General features: G+C 72.9%; 17 protein-coding genes. 15 read left to right on the top strand and 2 right to left on the bottom strand.

Annotation, left to right across the window (positions count from 1 at the left end; all coding sequences use genetic code 11):
• Positions 1-71: 71 nt before the first annotated feature.
• Complete coding sequence (locus BKA22_RS00580) at positions 72-1,409, bottom strand: pectate lyase (RefSeq protein ID WP_223203469.1); 1,338 nt, start codon at positions 1,407-1,409, stop codon at positions 72-74.
• Between the two features lie 211 nt (positions 1,410-1,620).
• Between BKA22_RS00580 and BKA22_RS19450 the strand changes: the two genes are divergently transcribed.
• The 11 genes from BKA22_RS19450 (at position 1,621) to BKA22_RS00525 (ending at position 12,198) form a co-directional block, all read left to right on the top strand.
• Positions 1,621-2,148 (top strand): hypothetical protein, encoded by a 528-nt coding sequence (locus BKA22_RS19450; protein ID WP_223203470.1) that lies wholly within the window; start codon positions 1,621-1,623, stop codon positions 2,146-2,148.
• 64 nt (positions 2,149-2,212) lie between these two features.
• Positions 2,213-3,229, top strand: coding sequence for a PfkB family carbohydrate kinase (locus tag BKA22_RS00570; protein WP_223203471.1), 1,017 nt, complete (start codon positions 2,213-2,215; stop codon positions 3,227-3,229).
• A gap of 87 nt (positions 3,230-3,316) precedes the next feature.
• Positions 3,317-4,495 (top strand): ROK family transcriptional regulator, encoded by a 1,179-nt coding sequence (locus tag BKA22_RS00565; RefSeq protein ID WP_146952398.1) that lies wholly within the window; start codon positions 3,317-3,319, stop codon positions 4,493-4,495.
• Positions 4,496-4,580: 85 nt separating this feature from the next.
• Entirely contained in the window at positions 4,581-5,903 is a 1,323-nt protein-coding gene (locus BKA22_RS00560; protein ID WP_146952120.1) for an extracellular solute-binding protein, read from the top strand.
• Positions 5,904-6,014: 111 nt separating this feature from the next.
• The gene (locus BKA22_RS00555; protein ID WP_146952121.1) at positions 6,015-6,974 is read left to right on the top strand and encodes a carbohydrate ABC transporter permease; all 960 of its coding nucleotides are present in this window, start codon (positions 6,015-6,017) and stop codon (positions 6,972-6,974) included.
• Positions 6,971-7,813 carry a carbohydrate ABC transporter permease gene (locus BKA22_RS00550; RefSeq protein WP_146952122.1) on the top strand — a complete coding sequence of 281 codons (843 nt, stop codon included), beginning with the start codon at positions 6,971-6,973 and terminating at the stop codon, positions 7,811-7,813. Before BKA22_RS00555 ends, BKA22_RS00550 begins: the two co-directional genes overlap by 4 nt.
• A gap of 10 nt (positions 7,814-7,823) precedes the next feature.
• Positions 7,824-8,816 carry an ROK family protein gene (locus tag BKA22_RS00545; RefSeq protein WP_146952399.1) on the top strand — a complete coding sequence of 331 codons (993 nt, stop codon included), beginning with the start codon at positions 7,824-7,826 and terminating at the stop codon, positions 8,814-8,816.
• On the top strand, positions 8,816-9,598 hold the full coding sequence (gene nagB, locus BKA22_RS00540) for a glucosamine-6-phosphate deaminase (protein ID WP_146952123.1): 783 nt from the start codon (positions 8,816-8,818) through the stop codon (positions 9,596-9,598). Before BKA22_RS00545 ends, nagB begins: the two co-directional genes overlap by 1 nt.
• A 34-nt stretch (positions 9,599-9,632) precedes the next feature.
• Entirely contained in the window at positions 9,633-10,007 is a 375-nt protein-coding gene (locus BKA22_RS00535; RefSeq protein ID WP_146952124.1) for a DUF3039 domain-containing protein, read from the top strand.
• Positions 10,004-11,824 (top strand): DEAD/DEAH box helicase, encoded by a 1,821-nt coding sequence (locus BKA22_RS00530; RefSeq protein WP_146952125.1) that lies wholly within the window; start codon positions 10,004-10,006, stop codon positions 11,822-11,824. Before BKA22_RS00535 ends, BKA22_RS00530 begins: the two co-directional genes overlap by 4 nt.
• Before the next feature lie 218 nt (positions 11,825-12,042).
• Complete coding sequence (locus BKA22_RS00525; RefSeq protein ID WP_179561572.1) at positions 12,043-12,198, top strand: hypothetical protein; 156 nt, start codon at positions 12,043-12,045, stop codon at positions 12,196-12,198.
• 39 nt (positions 12,199-12,237) lie between these two features.
• On the opposite strand, the gene BKA22_RS00520 is transcribed toward BKA22_RS00525, so the two are convergent.
• Positions 12,238-13,599 (bottom strand): nicotinate phosphoribosyltransferase, encoded by a 1,362-nt coding sequence (locus BKA22_RS00520; protein WP_146952126.1) that lies wholly within the window; start codon positions 13,597-13,599, stop codon positions 12,238-12,240.
• Between the two features lie 87 nt (positions 13,600-13,686).
• Here BKA22_RS00520 and clpS point away from each other — a divergent pair, with 87 nt between their 5' ends.
• From clpS to BKA22_RS00500, 4 genes are read left to right on the top strand one after another with little or no spacing between them, the layout of a single operon-like run.
• Entirely contained in the window at positions 13,687-13,977 is a 291-nt protein-coding gene (gene clpS / locus BKA22_RS00515) for an ATP-dependent Clp protease adapter ClpS (protein ID WP_146952127.1), read from the top strand.
• The gene (locus BKA22_RS00510; RefSeq protein WP_146952128.1) at positions 13,977-14,744 is read left to right on the top strand and encodes a DUF2017 family protein; all 768 of its coding nucleotides are present in this window, start codon (positions 13,977-13,979) and stop codon (positions 14,742-14,744) included. The genes clpS and BKA22_RS00510 overlap by 1 nt, the downstream gene beginning before the upstream one ends.
• A gap of 10 nt (positions 14,745-14,754) precedes the next feature.
• Positions 14,755-15,570 (top strand): glutamate racemase, encoded by an 816-nt coding sequence (gene murI, locus BKA22_RS00505; protein WP_146952129.1) that lies wholly within the window; start codon positions 14,755-14,757, stop codon positions 15,568-15,570.
• Complete coding sequence (locus tag BKA22_RS00500) at positions 15,567-16,355, top strand: MBL fold metallo-hydrolase (protein ID WP_146952130.1); 789 nt, start codon at positions 15,567-15,569, stop codon at positions 16,353-16,355. The genes murI and BKA22_RS00500 overlap by 4 nt, the downstream gene beginning before the upstream one ends.
• The last annotated feature ends 63 nt before the right edge of the window (positions 16,356-16,418 follow it).

Below are 16,418 nucleotides of genomic sequence, written 5' to 3'. Positions count from 1 at the left end.
CGAGCCGCCCGCGCACGGCGGTGCCGCCCCGGGAAGGACCCCGGGACGGCACCGGTGAGACGCGTGCGTTCCTACTTGTAGAGGACCGCGGACGCCGTGTACCCGCAGGCCGTGCTGGGCCCGCTGCTGACGAGCGTGGGCTCGCCGGAGGTCACACCCTTGTACTCCTGGCAGATGGCGACCTTCTTCGAGGTGTCCCCGATGATCGTCACCCCGGTGAGAGTCGCTTTGTCGCCCAGGTTCGGGTTGATCCCGACGAGCGACTTGGCCGGTGCGGTGATCTGCACGTTCTGGACCTTGACCGTGCGGGCGTACTGCGTGGAGCAGTTGCCGCACGAGCGGTAGAGCTTGCCGATGTCCGAGGCCTGGAAGTTCTTGATCACCATGGTGCCCGGACCGTTGTGCTGGAACACCTTGTCGGAGGCGCTGCGTGCGCCACCGCCGTCGATCGTCATGACCTGGCCGCTGATCTTGCCCTTCTGCGTGGCGGCGTCCTCGCCGACGTCCTCCCACCACACGTTCTGGATCGTGCAGGTGCCCAGGCAGTGGATGCCGTCGCCGGCATCGGTGCCGATGATCACGTTCTTGATCGTCGCGCCGTCGGCCAGCTCGAACATCGGGGGCTGCGACTCGTCCTGCGAACCGTCGCTGATCCCGTAGTAGCGCACGAGCTTGCCGTCGAGCGTCCCGGTCACCTTGATCGTGGCGGTGACCTTCTTGGTGCCGGTCGCCGTCGGCCACGCCGGGAACGTGCCGGTGGTGGCCGTCGCCGTGGGGCTCGCTGAGGCGGTCGGCGTGGCGGTCGGCGTGGCGCTCGCGGACGGTGCCGTGGTCGGCGTGCTGCTCGAGCCGCTGACCTTGACGAGCGTGAACTGCTGCTCGTTGGCGTTCGTGTCGGTGCCCTGCGTGATGAGCGCGCCGTCGGCCTTCGAGGCGCCCTCGACCTGCAGCGCCTTGCCGGTGGCCTTGTTCACGAGCTTGATCCGGCCGGAGGAGCCGGCGACGAGCGAGAACAGCTGGCTCGCGCTGCCGGACGAGGTCTGCTGCGTGGCGTGCGCCGTCGAGGAGGTGCCGATGAAGACCACCAGACCGGACGAGCGCGACGTGAGCTGGTAGTAGCCGCCGGTCGCGGGGACGAGCTGGAACTGCTGGTTCGTCGCGGTCGAGACGGTCGACTGGACGATCGAGGCGCCCGTCGTGGTCGACTTCCCCTCGATGTCGAGCGCCTTCTTGCTGCGCCAGTTGACCAGCTGGTACGAGGCGGTCGTGTCGACCGTCGGCGTGGCCGCTGTCGCGGTGGTGGCGACCGCGACACCGGTCAGCGCGGTGAGGGCGCCGACCAGGGTGGCGGCGACGGCGGCGCGGAGGCCTGGGCGTCGTCGGGTGGGGCTGTGCATCGAACTGTGCACGTTCACATCCTTTCTCGGACCGGTCCCCGTCCAGGTGGGACAGGGGGCGTGCGGCAGGGCCGCGTGAGGGGCTGGACCCCCGACCGGTCGGCGGGGGAGCAGGTGCGGACGAACCTAACCAGGCGCCCGATATGTCGCAATCATCCGGATCGCTTATGGGAGGACTCTCATGAGTCGGGGCGCCGGCACCCGGGCTCCGTAAGGTGGTGGCATGTCCCGCGTGCCCACCTCGGTCCTTGCCGCGCTCACGCTCGTCGTCGGCTTCGCGGTCGCCCGGGGGAGCGACCTGCGGGCGCTCGGAGGTCTCGTCCTGCTGGCCGGGCTCGCCTGGTGCCTGGTGCGTGAGTGGCGCCGCACGGCGTGGTGGCGGCTCGCCCTGGTGGTCCTCGCGGGTGCGCTGTGCTTCGTCGCCTCGCACGTGCTGGCCGACCCGCTCGGTGCCTGGCCCTCGGTGCTGCTGTGCGCCGGCGCCCTGGGTCTCGTGACCGTGCTGCTCGTCGATCACCCGCGGCGGCGTGCCAGGCCGGTCGACGGCCGGCCCCTCACGCGCGGGGAACGTGTGACGGAGTGGCTGCTCACCTTCGTCGGGCCCGCGCAGCTCGGTGACCCGCGGCGGCCGGTCCGTCGTGCCTCCCCCGTGGAGCAGGCGCGCGAACAGGACCTGCGCACGAACCTGGTGCGTGAGGTCGGGCCGGACGGGCGCACCTACCTGGTCGAACGCGCCGACCCCGACCGGTGAGCGGTGGTCGACCGGGATCGGGTCGGCTGGACGTGAGGGTGCAGGTGAGGGGCAGGATGGTCCCGTGCCGACCGACGTGAGCTCCTCGTCCGCGCAGCTGGTGTGCTGCGGCCTGGTCACCCTCGACGTCCGCCAGGTGGTGGATCGGTTGCCCGGCCCGGACGAGAAGGTCGTCGCGGATCGGCTCGCGGTGGCCTTCGGTGGTCCGGCGGCGAACGCGGCCGCGACGGCCGTCGCCCTGGGTGTTTCCGCACGCCTGGTCACCGCCCTCGGTCGCGGCGCCCTGGCGGACGTCGTCCGGGCGGGCCTGCAGGCAGCGGGCGTCGAGCTGGTCGACCTGCTCGGGGACGAGCCCGGGACCCCGGCCGTCTCGACGGTCCTGGTCACGCGGGGCACGGGTGAGCGTGCGGTGGTCTCGACGAACGCGACGGGCACGCGCGCGCTGGGCTCTGTGGCGGGGTCGGCCGCGGGCTCGGCGGCCGAGGAGGCCCTCGACGGTGCGACGGCGCTCCTTGTCGACGGGCACCACATGGAGGTGGGGACGGCGTTCGCCCGGCTCGCGCGGAGCAGGTCGGTGCCCGTCCTGCTCGACGGCGGCAGCTGGAAGGACGGCACGGCGGCGCTGCTCGCGCACGTCGACCACGCGGTCCTCTCGGCCGACTTCCGTCTGCCGGCCGACCCGTCGGCGCCCTGGGCGGACCGGACCGGGGCCGCTCCGGAAGGTGACGCGCTGCTGTCGGCGGTCGCGGCGCTCGGCCCACGGACGGTCGCGCGGTCGGCGGGACCTGGTCCGGTCCGCGTGCTCGTGCACGAGGGGCGCCCCGGTGTCGCGGTGCCCACGGATGCCTCGGGCCGTGCGCGTTCGGGTTCGCTGCGGGTGATCGTGCCCGAGCGTGTCGATCCCAGGTCGGTGGTCGACACCGTGGGGGCCGGTGACGTGCTGCACGGGGCCACGGGGGCGGGGCTCGCGCGGGGGGTGGACCTGCCGTCGGCCCTGGTCGAGGGCGTTCGGTGGGCGACCGCCTCGGTGCGTCACGCGGGTGCCCTGGGCTGGGTCGAGGGGGTCCGCGGGCGCCTGTGATTCGGCGGTGTGAACGACAGATCACGATGTGATCACGGTCACGATGCGCGGTTGACACTCGTTAGTAAGGAAGGTCTACTAACAAATGTGACTGCGACGACGAAGCCGCTCCCGGCCGCCGGCCGAGGCATCGGCAGGGCCCTGCGCCCCACGGCCAAGGTGCTCCCCGAGCACGCCCGTGCGCACAACCGCTCGCTCGTCCTGCAGCACCTGTTCCACTTCGGCCCCTCCTCGCGCGCCGACATCGCCCGCAGCACCGGGCTGACCCGCGTCACCGTCTCCGACCTCGTCGCCGTCCTGCTCGCCGAAGGCCTCGTCGAGGAGCTCGGTTTCCGCAACGAGGGCAAGGTCGGCAAGCCCGCCATCCTCGTCGGGATGCGCACCGACGACTTCCAGATCGTCGCCGCCGACCTCACCGACGACGAGAACCTGCGCGCAGCGGTCATGACGCTCGTCGGTGACGTCGTCGCCCGGGGGAGCGCGCACCTGGACGGACGGACCGGGGCCGACGCGGTCGCCACGCTCGAGCACCTGCTGCGCGAGATGCTCGCCGCCGCCACCCGGCCCGTCATCGGCGTCGGCATCGCCTCGCCCGGCGTCATCGACGCCGACGGCCACGTGCTCGAGGCCCCGAACCGCGGGTGGTACGACGTGCCCCTCGCAGTCGACCTGGCCGCCACGCTCGGCGTGCCCGTGCACGTGGCCAACGACGCCAACACCCGCGCCCTCGCCGAGTTCACCTACGGCGCCGGCACCGGCGACGGGACCATGGTGGTCACCGTCGGCCAGGGCGTCGGCGCGGGGATCGTCGTCGACGGCGGGCTCGTGCGCGGCCGACGGCACGCCGCCGGCGAGATCGGACACGTCACCGTCGTCGACGAGACCACCGTCGGTGAGACCCCCCAGCCGTGCGCGTGCGGACGCGCCGGCTGCCTCGAGACCGTGCTGAGCGTGCCGGCCCTGCGCCGCCGCATCGCCGGTCTCGACCCCCAGGCCACCGACGCCGCGCTGGCGTCGGTCGGACGGATGCTCGGACTCGTCCTCGCACCCGTCAGCAGTGCGCTGAACCTCGCGGAGATCGTGCTCTCGGGCCCGCCCGAGCTGCTCGACGGACCGCTGCGGGAGGCGACGCTCGACACCGTCCGGCACAGGACCATGCCTGCCATCGGGCAGGACCTGATGGTCCGGATGGCCTCGCTCGACGAGGACGCGGCGCTTGCGGGCGCCTCGGTCCTCGTCCTGGCCGGCCAGCTCGGGGTCTCGTGAGGACCCCGAGCCGACCGCTTGCAGGTCGGTAGCACCACCCGGCGACGTCAGACGACGTCACCTCGCTCATGGGAGGAACCCCAACGTGAAGATCCTACGTTTCGCCGCCCTCGGCGTGGCGGCCACGCTCGCGCTGACGGCGTGCTCGTCCGGTTCGAGCGACGAGCCCGCCGCCGGCAGCACCTCGGACGGTGCCGCCGAGGCCGCAGACATCACCCTCTGGCTGGCCGGTGCCGACACCCCGCAGGAGCTGCGGGACTACCTGGTGGACACCTTCGCCGAGCAGAACCCGGGCTCGACCCTCACCATCGAGGAGCAGACCTGGGACGACCTCGTCACCAAGCTCACGACCGCGCTGCCCGACGCGGACAACACCCCTGACGTCGTCGAGATCGGCAACACGCAGTCGCCGACCTTCACGACCATCGGCGCGTTCCGCGACCTGACCCCGCTGTACGAGGAGCTCGGCGGGTCCGACCTGCTGCAGTCCTTCGTCGAGGTCGGCAAGGCCGACGGCAAGAACTACGCGCTGCCGTACTACTTCGGCTCGCGCTACATGTTCTACCGCGCAGACCTGTGGTCGGCGGCGGGGCTGCCCGTGCCGACGACGCTCGCGGAGTTCTCCGAGTCCGCCAAGGCGCTCAAGACGGACACCACGTCCGGCTTCGCCATCGGCGGCCAGGACTGGCGCAACGGCATCTCGTGGGTCTTCGCCAACGGCGGCGAGCTGGCCACCGAGGACGGCGGCGAGTGGACCTCGACGCTCTCGGACCCCAACACCATCAAGGGTCTCGAGCAGTGGCAGGACATCTACCAGGGTGCCTCGAACCTGCCCTCGACCGAGCGTGACGTCGCCTACTGGGACTTCCTCAACGACGGCACGGACGGTGCCGCCCCCGCCGCCGCGACGATCATGGCTCCGGGCTGGGCCCGCTGGTCGATCGGCGACATGACCACCAACGACGCCGGCGAGGAGGTCCGTGACGGCATGGCCGACACGGCCAAGTTCGACATCTTCGCCCTCCCGGGCGTCGACGGCGGGGTCGCACCGGTGTTCGCCGGTGGGTCCAACCTCGCGATCTCGGCCCAGAGCCAGCACCCCGAGCTGGCCGAGAACCTCCTGCGGATCATCTACTCCGAGGACTACCAGACGATGCTGGGCAAGAACGGGCTCGGCCCGGCCAACTCCCAGTACGTGTCCTCGCTCGGCGACGACAAGTTCGCCCAGACGATGATCGAGACCGCCGCGAGCTCCAAGCTCACCCCGGCCGCACCGGGCTGGGCCGCGATCGAGGGCGCCAAGGTCTACGAGGAGCTCTTCCAGAAGATCGCCGACGGCGGTGACGTGACGCAGATCGCCGCGCAGTACGACGAGAAGCTCACGCCGATGCTCAACGGCCAGGGCTGACACCTGCCCTGACCGCCGGCAGGTCCGGACCGTCCGCGGGGGCACCCGCTCCCGCGGACGGTCGACCGGGCCGCGCCCGGAACGCCGGCGAAGACCGGCGAAGGAGACCCCATGACGCACGACGTGGCCCTCGACGGGCCTACCCGGACGGAGCAGGCGACGACGCCGCCCGCGATCCGGCACCGGCGGACCCCCGCCACGCCCTACCTGCTGCTCATCCCCACCCTCGCCGTGCTGCTGCTCGGGCTCGGCTACCCGCTGTACTGGCAGGTCATCACCTCGTTCCAGGAGTACGGCCTCGCCCAGCAGTTCGGGCAGCCGCCCACCTGGGTCGGGCTGGACAACTACGCCCGCATCTTCACCGACGACGCGCTGTGGGCCGTCGTCGTCCGATCCATCGCGTTCTGCCTGGTCAACGCGTTCGTCACGGTCGGGCTCGGGCTGGCGTTCGCGCTGCTCATGCGGGCCGTGCACCCGGTGATCCGGGTCGTGCTCCAGGTGGCGCTGCTGCTCGCCTGGGCGATGCCCATGGTCGCGGCGGTCACCGTGTGGAAGTGGCTCTTCGACTACCGCACCGGTGTCATCAACTGGCTGCTCGTGCAGCTCGGCTTCAGCGACTTCGCCGGCCACGCGTGGCTGTCCCAGCCGTTGTCGTTCTTCTTCGTCGCCACCGTCATCATCGTGTGGATGTCGGTGCCGTTCGTGGCGCTGTCGATCTACGCCGGCCTGACCCAGGTGCCCGACGAGGTGCTCGAAGCCGCCAACCTCGACGGCGCCCGGCCGCACCAGGTGCTGCGGCACATCCTGCTGCCGATGATCCGGCCGGTGATCTCGATCGTGCTGCTGCTGCAGATCATCTGGGACCTGCGGGTGTTCGCGCAGATCCGCCTGCTGCAGGACGCCGGGGCGCCCGTCTCCGAGACGAACCTGCTGGGCAACTTCATCTTCGAGCTGGGCATCGGTCGGCAGGACTTCGCCGGGGCCGCAGCCGTGTCCATCTTCGTGCTGCTGCTCACCGTCGCGCTGAGCTGGCCGTACGTGCGCAGCCTCATCAAGGAGGACGCAGCATGAGCCGCCGCACCCTCGGCCGGGCCACGCTCGGTCTGCTCGCCGTCGCCATCGCCGTCGTCTGGGCCTTCCCCGTGTACTGGATGGCGCTGTCGGCCGTCACCCCGTCGGCGCGGCTGCGTGCCACGACGCCGACGTTCTGGCCGAACAGCAGCTCCACCTGGGCGAACTTCTCCGCCGTGCTGGACGGCAGCGGGTTCGGTGGCGCGCTGCGGATGAGCCTGTCGGTCACGCTCGTGACCGTCGTGGCCGTGCTCGCGTTCGCGTTCCTGGCCGCGCTGGCGATCAGCCGGTGGCGGTTCCGCGGTCGCGCGGCGTTCGTGCTCACCGTGCTGTTCGTGCAGATGCTGCCCGCCGAGGGCCTGTTCATCGCGCAGTACAAGATGCTGGCCGGTGCTCAGCTGCTCAACACGGTCATCGGCGTCTCGGTGCTGTACACCGCCGCGGTCGTGCCGTTCACGGTGTGGATGCTGCGCGGGTTCGTCGCCGGGGTCCCTGCCGACCTGGAGGAGGCCGCCATGGTCGACGGGCTCTCGCGGACCCAGGCGTTCCTGCGGATCACGTTCCCGCTGCTGGCCCCCGGGCTCGTCGCCTCGGGCGTGTACGCGTTCCTGCAGGCCTGGAACGAGTTCACGGTCGCGCTGGTCGCGCTGCCGGCCGAGTCGGCGCAGACGCTGCCCCTGTGGCTGCGCAGCTTCCTGGCCGCCTCCGCGAACCGGGGCGTCGACTGGGGTCAGGTCATGGCCGCCTCGACGCTCATCGCCGTGCCCGTGATCGTGTTCTTCCTCATCGTGCAGGGGCGGATGACCTCGGGCCTGGTCTCGGGAGCGGTGAAGGGCTGACATGGACGCCATGACGACGCCCCCGCCTCCCGGGGGCGCGGCCGGCGCGTGGTCGGTCGGCCTCGACGTGGGCGGCACCAAGGTGCAGGCCGTGCTGCTCGACGAGCACGGAGGCGTGCACGACCGCCTGCGCGTGCCCACCCGTCGGGGCCTGGTCGGCGTAGCAGGTTCGGCGGCCGAGGCCGTCGACGGCGTGCTGCGCGCCGCTGGGGTCGCGTCGGCCGCGGTGCGTGGCGTCGGGGTCGGGCTGCCCGGGGTCGTCGACCCCCGGCGTGGCACGGTCGAGAACGCGGTGAACCTCGGCATCACGCGGCGCGAGCCGTTCGCGACCGTGCTGCAGACCATGCTCGGCGGCCTGCCGGTGCTGCTGGAGAACGACCTGAACGCCGCCGTCCTCGGTGCCGCGCACGTCCTCGACGTCGTCGAGGGGCAGCAGGTCGACGACCTGGCGTTCCTCGCGCTCGGCACGGGCCTGGCGGCGGGGCTCCTGCTGCACGGCGACCTGCGCCGGGGCGCGAGGAGGGCTGCCGGTGAGATCGGGCACCTCATCTACGTGCCGGGTGGTCTGCCCTGCCCGTGCGGGCAGCGCGGGTGCCTCGAGCAGTACGCGTCCGGCTCGGCGCTCGACGCGGCGTGGCCCTCCACGAGCGCCCGCCCGGCGCCCGTCGAGCTGTTCGAGGCCGCCGCAGGCGGCGACGAGCGCGCGCTCGCGGTGCGCGAGACGTTCGTGCGGGCCGTCGTCGCGGCGATCCGCGTCCTGGTCCTGACCTGCGACCCCGAGCGCATCGTCGTCGGCGGTGGTGTCAGCGAGCTGGGCGAGCCCCTGCTCGAGGCGATCGTCGCCGAGCTCGACCGACAGGCCAGGACCTCGCCGTTCCTGGCCACCACCGCGATGACGGACCGGATCCGGCTCGTCCCGCCCGGGCTGCCCGTGGGTGCGGTCGGCGCGGCCCTGGTGTTCCGAGCCCCCGCCGAGGGGCGTACCGAAGAGGTGGGTGTCTGATGGAGGTCGTCATCGCGGGGGTCCCCGAGCTGGCGCGACTGGCTGCCGACGCGATCGAGCGCCTGCTGCGCGCACGCCCGGACGCCGTGCTCGGCCTGGCGACCGGGTCCAGCCCGCTCGCCGTGTACGACGAGCTGGTGCGCCGGCACGAGCAGGAGGGCCTGTCCTTCGCGCAGGCCCGGGCGTTCATGCTCGACGAGTACGTCGGTCTGCCGGTCGACCACCCGGAGCGGTACCGCAACGTCATCGAGACCGAGCTGGCCGGCCGCGTCGACCTGGCTCCCGGCTCCGTGCGCGGGCCGGACGGCCTGGCCGCGGACCTGCCGGCCGCGTGCGCGGCCTACGAGCAGGCGATCGTGGACGCCGGCGGTGTGGACCTGCAGCTGCTGGGCATCGGCACGGACGGCCACGTGGCGTTCAACGAGCCGGGCTCGTCGTTCGCGTCGCGGACACGGATCAAGACGCTGACCCACCAGACCCGGGTGGACAACGCCCGGTTCTTCGGGGGCGACGTCGACGCGGTGCCGCAGCACTGCCTCACGCAGGGTCTGGGCACGATCATGGCCGCCCGGCACCTGGTGCTGCTGGCCTCCGGTCGGGGCAAGGCGGAGGCGGTGCACCAGCTCGTCGAGGGCCCGGTCAGCGCTCTGTGGCCCGCCACGATCCTGCAGCACCACCCGCACGTGACCGTCCTGGTCGACGAGGCCGCGGCGAGCCGCCTGCAGCTGGCCGGGTACTACCGCGAGACGTTCGACGCGAAACCCCGGTGGCAGACGATCTGACGACTCGTCGGACCCCCGACGTAGACTCCCCGCCATGAGTGAGCCGTTCCCGCCGAGCACCGGACCCGACGACCCGTCAGGCCCGGACCAGGGCACCTCGACCAGCGTCCTGGAGCGCACCGAGGCCCACGAGGAGCTCGAGCCGGGCGACCACGAGCGCTTCGCGCACTACGTGCGCAAGGAGAAGATCACCGAGTCGGCGCTGTCCGGCAAGCCGGTGATCGCGCTCTGCGGCAAGGTGTGGGTGCCGGGACGGGACCCCAACAAGTTCCCGGTCTGCCCGGTCTGCAAGGAGATCTACGAGGGTCTGCGCGCACCGCAGGACGGCGACGACTCCGGGGGTTCCGGTGGCGGTTCGGGTCGACGCGGCTGGAGCGGCTTCGGCCGCGGCTCCTCGGGCGGGAAGTGAGCCCGGCCCCGCGCCCGTCCACCACCACGACCCACGCCTCGACGTCTGCGGCATCGAACCTGCCGCCGGCGTTCCCCTCACGTGCGCCGTGGGGGACCGCCGGGCGTCTGCGTGCGTGGCAGGCCGAGGCGCTCGAGCTCTACCGGGCGCGTTCGCCGCGGGACTTCCTCGCCGTGGCCACCCCGGGTGCGGGCAAGACGACCTTCGCGCTGCGCATCGCCACCGAGCTGCTCGAGGCGCGCATCGTGCGTCGGGTGACCGTCGTGGCTCCCACCGAGCACCTCAAGCGGCAGTGGGCCGATGCGGCCGCACGGGTGGGCATCACGCTCGACCCGAACTTCAGCAACGCCCAGGGTCGGCACGGCCACGGGTTCGACGGTGTCGCGGTGACCTACGCGCAGGTGGCGAGCAAGCCCGCGCTGCACGCGGCACGCACGCAGGCCGCACCGACGCTCGTGATCCTCGACGAGGTGCACCACGGCGGCGACGCGCTGTCCTGGGGTGACGCCGTGCGGGAGGCGTTCGAGGGGGCCACCCGCCGCCTGTCGCTGACGGGGACGCCGTTCCGGTCGGACACCGCGGCGATCCCGTTCGTCGAGTACGCGCCGGACCGGGAGGGGATCCGGCGCTCGCTGGCCGACTTCTCCTACGGCTACGGCGACGCCCTGCGCGACCACGTCGTGCGGCCGGTGATCTTCCTGTCGTACTCCGGCTCGATGCGGTGGCGCACGAAGGCCGGCGACGAGATCTCCGCCCGCCTCGGCGAGCCGCTCACCAAGGACATGACGTCGCAAGCCTGGCGTACGGCGCTGGACCCGAACGGTGAGTGGGTGCCCAGCGTGCTCGCGGCCGCCGACCGTCGCCTCACCGAGGTGCGGCGGACCGTGCCCGACGCGGGTGCGATGGTGATCGCGACCGACCAGACCGATGCGCGCGCCTACGCGGGTCACCTGGCGCGTCTGACGGGGCAGTCGCCGACCGTCGTGCTGTCCGACGACGACGGGGCCAGCGACCGGATCGACGAGTTCTCCGCGGGTGAGTCGCGCTGGCTCGTCGCGGTCCGCATGGTGTCCGAGGGCGTCGACGTGCCACGGCTCGCGGTGGGCGTCTACGCCACGAGCACCGCCACCCCGCTGTTCTTCGCGCAGGCCGTGGGTCGGTTCGTGCGCGCACGCCGCCGCGGCGAGACTGCCTCGGTGTTCCTGCCGAGCGTGCCGCAGCTGCTCGCGCTGGCCAACACCATGGAGCTCGAGCGCGACCACGCCCTCGACCGGCCCAAGACCGGCGAGGAGCAGGGCGAGGGCTACAACCCGGAGGACGCGCTGCTCGCGGCGGCGAACTCCGAGCGCAACGGACCCGACGCGGTCGGCCCGGACGGCATCCAGGGCTCGTTCGAGGCCCTCGAGGCGCAGGCCGAGTTCGACCGCGTCCTGTTCGACGGCGGCGAGTTCGGCACCGGCGCCGAGGTGGGCTCCGACGAGGAGCTCGACTTCCTGGGGCTTCCCGGCCTGCTCGACGTCGACCAGGTCTCGACGCTGCTCAAGCAGCGCCAGGCCGACCAGCTGTCCAACCGTCGCCGGGCGAAGGCAGCCGAGGTCGCCGCCGTGCCTGCCATGGACCACCGGCGGCAGGCCGAGCTGCGCAAGGAGCTGTCGCAGCTGGTCGGTGCGTGGTCGCGGCGCAGCGGGCAGCCGCACGCCACCGTGCACTCTGAGCTGCGCCGCCGCTGCGGTGGCCCGGAGGTCGCCCTGGCCGACCCCGAGCAGCTGACCGCACGGGTCGACCTCCTGCGCGGATGGTTCGTCGGTCGGACCTGATCGTCTCGTCCCGTGGACGGTGACAAATCCGTCGGAGCGGGGTGATCGGCCGCGTCCTCGCAGGTCAGGCGATCGCGCCGCGGGCGTGGATAACACGACGTGGTGGTGGCGCAACTCGGTCGTCCCGGTTGGACTTCGTGCGCCGCAGCCCCACAGGATCGAGATGGGGGGACGCCGCTGGAGATCCCGGCGGCGGACCGGAACGAAAGGGGCTCACCATGCCCAGCTGGCTCGTCCTCATCCTCGTCGGCGTCGTGCTCGTCGTGCTCGGCGTCGCCACCTCGATCGGGCAGTTCCTCATCTGGATCGGTGTCGCGGTCCTCGTGGTCAGCCTGATCCTCGGACTGGTCGGCCGAGGCCGGTCGCGCGTCTAGCGTGCGGCCAGCCGACGGTGACCGTGCGACCCGCTCGACTCAGTCGAGCCGCACGGTCACCGTCGGCAGGGCGGCCTCGTCCGCCGACAGGCGTCGGGCCCCGCGCGGGAGCTCGTCCCGGGACGACCGGTGCCGCGCAACCGCGGTCCGCACACCCTCCGCGCCGGTCCACCGGGGGTCCACCTCGCCGTCGACCACCAGGGGGACGTGCAGCCCCCGCAGGTCGGGCTCCGTCGCCCGCCAGCCGCGCACCGCCTCGTCGGGCCCTGCGACGAGCACCTCCTCGACCGCCCGGCCGTCCGTCCCGATCCGCCGCGCCGCCGACTTGCGGCCACCCACGCTTGCCTTCGCCCGGGAGACCTTCGCCACCGGCTGCAGCACGCCGTGGGCGTCCTCGCGAGCGACCATCTTGTAGACCATCCCGCAGGTCGGTGCCCCCGACCCGGTGACCAGCGACGTCCCGACGCCGTACGCATCCACCGGAGCCGCCGCCAGGCCTGCGATCGCGTGCTCGTCCAGGTCCGAGGTCACCGTGATGCGGGTGCTCCGGGCCCCCGCGGCGTCGAGCTGCGCCCGGACCTCGGAGGCCAGCAGCGTCAGGTCCCCGGAGTCGAGCCGGACGGCACCCAGCTCGGTCCCGGCGACGGCGAGCGCGTTCTCGACCCCGCGCCGCACGTCGTAGGTGTCGACGAGCAGCGTCGTGCCCGTGCCCTGCGCCGCGACCTGGGCGCGGAACGCCGACAGCTCGTCGTCGTGCAGCAGCGTGAAGGCGTGCGCGGCCGTGCCGATCGTGCTCAGCCCGTAGCGTCGCCCCGCCTCCAGGTTGGAGGTGCCGGCGAAGCCGGCGACCACGGCGGCGCGGGCTGCGGCCACCGCGGCGTCCTCGTGCGCGCGGCGCGCACCCATCTCCAGGCACGGGCGGCCGATCGCCGCGCTCGTCATGCGCGAGGCGGCCGAGGCGACGGCCGAGTCGTAGTTCAGCGTCGAGAGCAGCAGCGTCTCGAGGAGCACCGCCTCGGCGAACGAGCCCTCGACGACCACGACCGGGGACAGCGGGAAGAACACCTCACCCTCGGCGTACCCGGTGATCGAGCCGGAGAACCGGAAGGCGGCGAGGAAGTCCAGCGTGCGGTCGTCGACGACACCCTCGTTCGAGAGCCACTCGAGCTCGGCCGGACCGAACCGGAAGTCCTCGAGCTCCTCCAGGAACCGTCCGGTGCCGGCCAGCACCCCGTACCGGCGGCCGGCGGGGAGCCGACGGGTGAACACCTCGAACACGCAGCGGCGGTCCGCGGTGCCGTCGGCGAGCGCCGCCTGCAGCATCGTGAGCTCGTAGCGGTCGGTCAGCAGTGCGGTCGAGGGGGACGCCGGGCGGTGGCCGGTCGGTGAGGACAAGGGCATGCCGACACCGTAGGACCTCGCGTCGATCCCTCACCGCGCAGGTCGCCCCGCGCGGTGGGCCGCAGGGGCCGCGCCTAGAGTGGACGGGTGCCCGCCATCGCTCCCGAGGAGACCGCTGAGCAGGCGGCGTCGACCTCGACGGCCGACCCGTGGGTCGCGATCGTGTGGAACGACCCGGTCAACCTCATGACCTACGTGACCTACGTCTTCGAGAGCTACTTCGGCTACCCGGCCGAACGCGCGCACCGGCTCATGCGCCAGGTGCACGAGGAGGGCCGGGCGGTCGTCTCGACGGGCAACCGGGAGGCGATGGAGGTCGACGTGCAGGCCATGCACGGGTTCGGGCTGTGGGCCACGATGCAGCGTTCGGGCGACTGATGCGGGCCTTCGAGCGCTCGGACGCCCCGGCGGTCGGTGCCGATGGCGCCACCCGTCCTGAGGTCGGGTACGTCGCCCGGGTCGACCGGGCCGAGCGGGCGCTGCTCGCGGTGCTCGCCGCCGACGTCGCCGAGCTGCTGGGAGTGCCCCGGGGGGTCGACGGCACGCCGCAGTGGCCCGTGCGCGAAGACCGGGCGGGGCCTGCGCTGCGGCTGCGCACGGGGCCGGTCGAACGACCCCGGGACGGTGCCGTGCGTCGGCTCCTCCCCGACGCCTCACGCGACGACGAGGAGGTCGCGGCCGAGTTCCGCCGCCTGACGGAGGACGACCTGCGCGCGGGGAAGGTCGCCCGGCTCGCGGTGCTCTGGGACCTGGTCACGACGCCGAGCACGGGCCCGGACGACGACGCCCTCGTGGTCCCCGCGGGACGTGCGCAGGAGGTCGTCGCGACGCTCACGGACGTGCGCCTGGTGCTGGCCGAACGGCTCGACGTGCGGACCGACGAGGACGCGGACACGCTCTACGACGTGCTCGACGACGAGCACGACCGGGCCGTGTCCGGCGCGGAGGACGACGCGACGGCGGACTGGGCGGGCGACTCGACGACGGACGGGACCGCGGACGACGAGCGCGCGGTGCGCCGCTACCTGGTCTCCGTCTACGGCGCGCTGGGCCTGCTGCAGGAGTCCCTCGTCGAGCTCATGCTCGAGGACCTGCGGCGTGGCTCACACCGCAGGTCCGGCCGGGGCGGTTCCACCAGCAGCTAGGCTCGGCGACGTGAACGACGCCCCCATCGGGATCTTCGACTCCGGCGTCGGGGGGCTCACGGTCGCCAGGGCGGTGCTCGACCAGCTCCCGCAGGAGTCGACGCTCTACATCGGTGACACGCTCAACACCCCGTACGGCACCAAGCCGCTCGCCGCGGTGCGCGCGCACGCGCTCGAGGTCATGGACGACCTCGTGGACGCGGGCGTGAAGATGCTCGTGATCGCGTGCAACACCGCCTCGGCCGCGATGCTCCGCGACGCCCGCGAGCGGTACACGCTGCGGCACGGCATCCCCGTCGTCGAGGTGATCCTGCCCGCCGCCCGTCGCGCAGTCGCCGCGACCCGCACGGGCCGGATCGGCGTGATCGCCACCAAGGCGACCGTGCAGTCCCGGGCGTACGACGACGCTTTCGCCGTCGCGCCCGGCGTCGAGCTGGTCACCCGGGCGTGCCCGCGGTTCGTCGAGCTGGTCGAGGCCGGGATCACCTCCGGCCCGGAGGTCATGGCCGTCGCGCACGAGTACCTCGACCCGGTGCGTGAGGCCGGGGTCGACACGCTCGTGCTCGGCTGCACGCACTACCCGCTGCTCACCGGCGTCATCTCCTACGTGATGGGCGAGGAGGTCACGCTCGTCTCGAGCGCGGAGGAGACGGCCAAGGACGTCTACCGCACGCTCGTCAAGCACGACCTCGAGCGCGACCCGGCGGCAGGAGCACCCGAGCACCGGTTCCTTGCGACGGGTGACCCGGTCTCGTTCCAGACGCTCGCGCGCCGATTCCTCGGGCCCGAGGTCGGTGCGGTCGAGACGAGGGCGGCGCTGCGATGAGGCTCGTCGTCGTCGGTTGCGCCGGGTCGTTCCCGCGCGCCGACTCGGCGGCCTCGGCCTACCTGGTCCAGGCCGAGGACGCCGCGGGGCGCACCTGGACGGTCCTGATGGACCTGGGCAACGGTGCGCTGGGGCCGCTGCAGGCGCTCACCGACCCGACCGCGCTCGACGCCGTCGCGATCTCGCACCTGCACGCCGACCACATGGCCGACCTCGTGGTGCTCAACGTGCTGCGCCGGTACCGGCCGCAGGGTCCGTGCCCGCCCGTGGACCTGTGGGGGCCCGAAGGCACGTGCGACCGGCTCGCGGCGTACGCGGGCAAGGACCCGGCGACGGACCCCACCGAGCAGTTCGTCGTGCACACCTGGCAGGAGGGCGTGCCGGTCGTCGTCGGACCGCTCACACTGGAGCCCGTGCGCGTCGAGCACCCCATCCCGGCGTTCGGCCTGCGCGTCAGCGGTCCCGGCGACGACGACCCCTCGCGGACCGTCACGCTCGCCTACACGGGCGACACCGACGCGTGCGAGGGCCTCGACCGGTTGGCCGCCGACGCCGACCTGCTGCTCGCCGAGGCGGCCTACGTCGAGGGCCGTGACGACCACCTGCGCGGGGTGCACCTGACCGGCAGGCGCGCCGGTGAGGCGGCGACGCGCGGAGCCGCGCGCCGGCTCGTGCTCACGCACCTGCCCGTGTGGAACGACCCGCAGGTGGCGCTCGCCGAGGCCCGGCAGGTCTACGCCGGGCCCGTCGAGCTCGCGGTCCCGGGCGCCGTGCACGTGCTCTGAGCAGCCGCAGCCCTCGGGGACGGCACGCGCGGCCCGGGTCGGACGGGCGCCCCGGTTAGGCTC

Origin of the sequence: Cellulomonas soli, from assembly GCF_013409305.1 — a bacterium.
Taxonomy (GTDB): Bacteria; Actinomycetota; Actinomycetes; order Actinomycetales; family Cellulomonadaceae; genus Cellulomonas; species Cellulomonas soli.
Note: the sequence above shows the minus strand (reverse complement) of the source record. Positions and strands in the feature narration are given on the sequence as shown.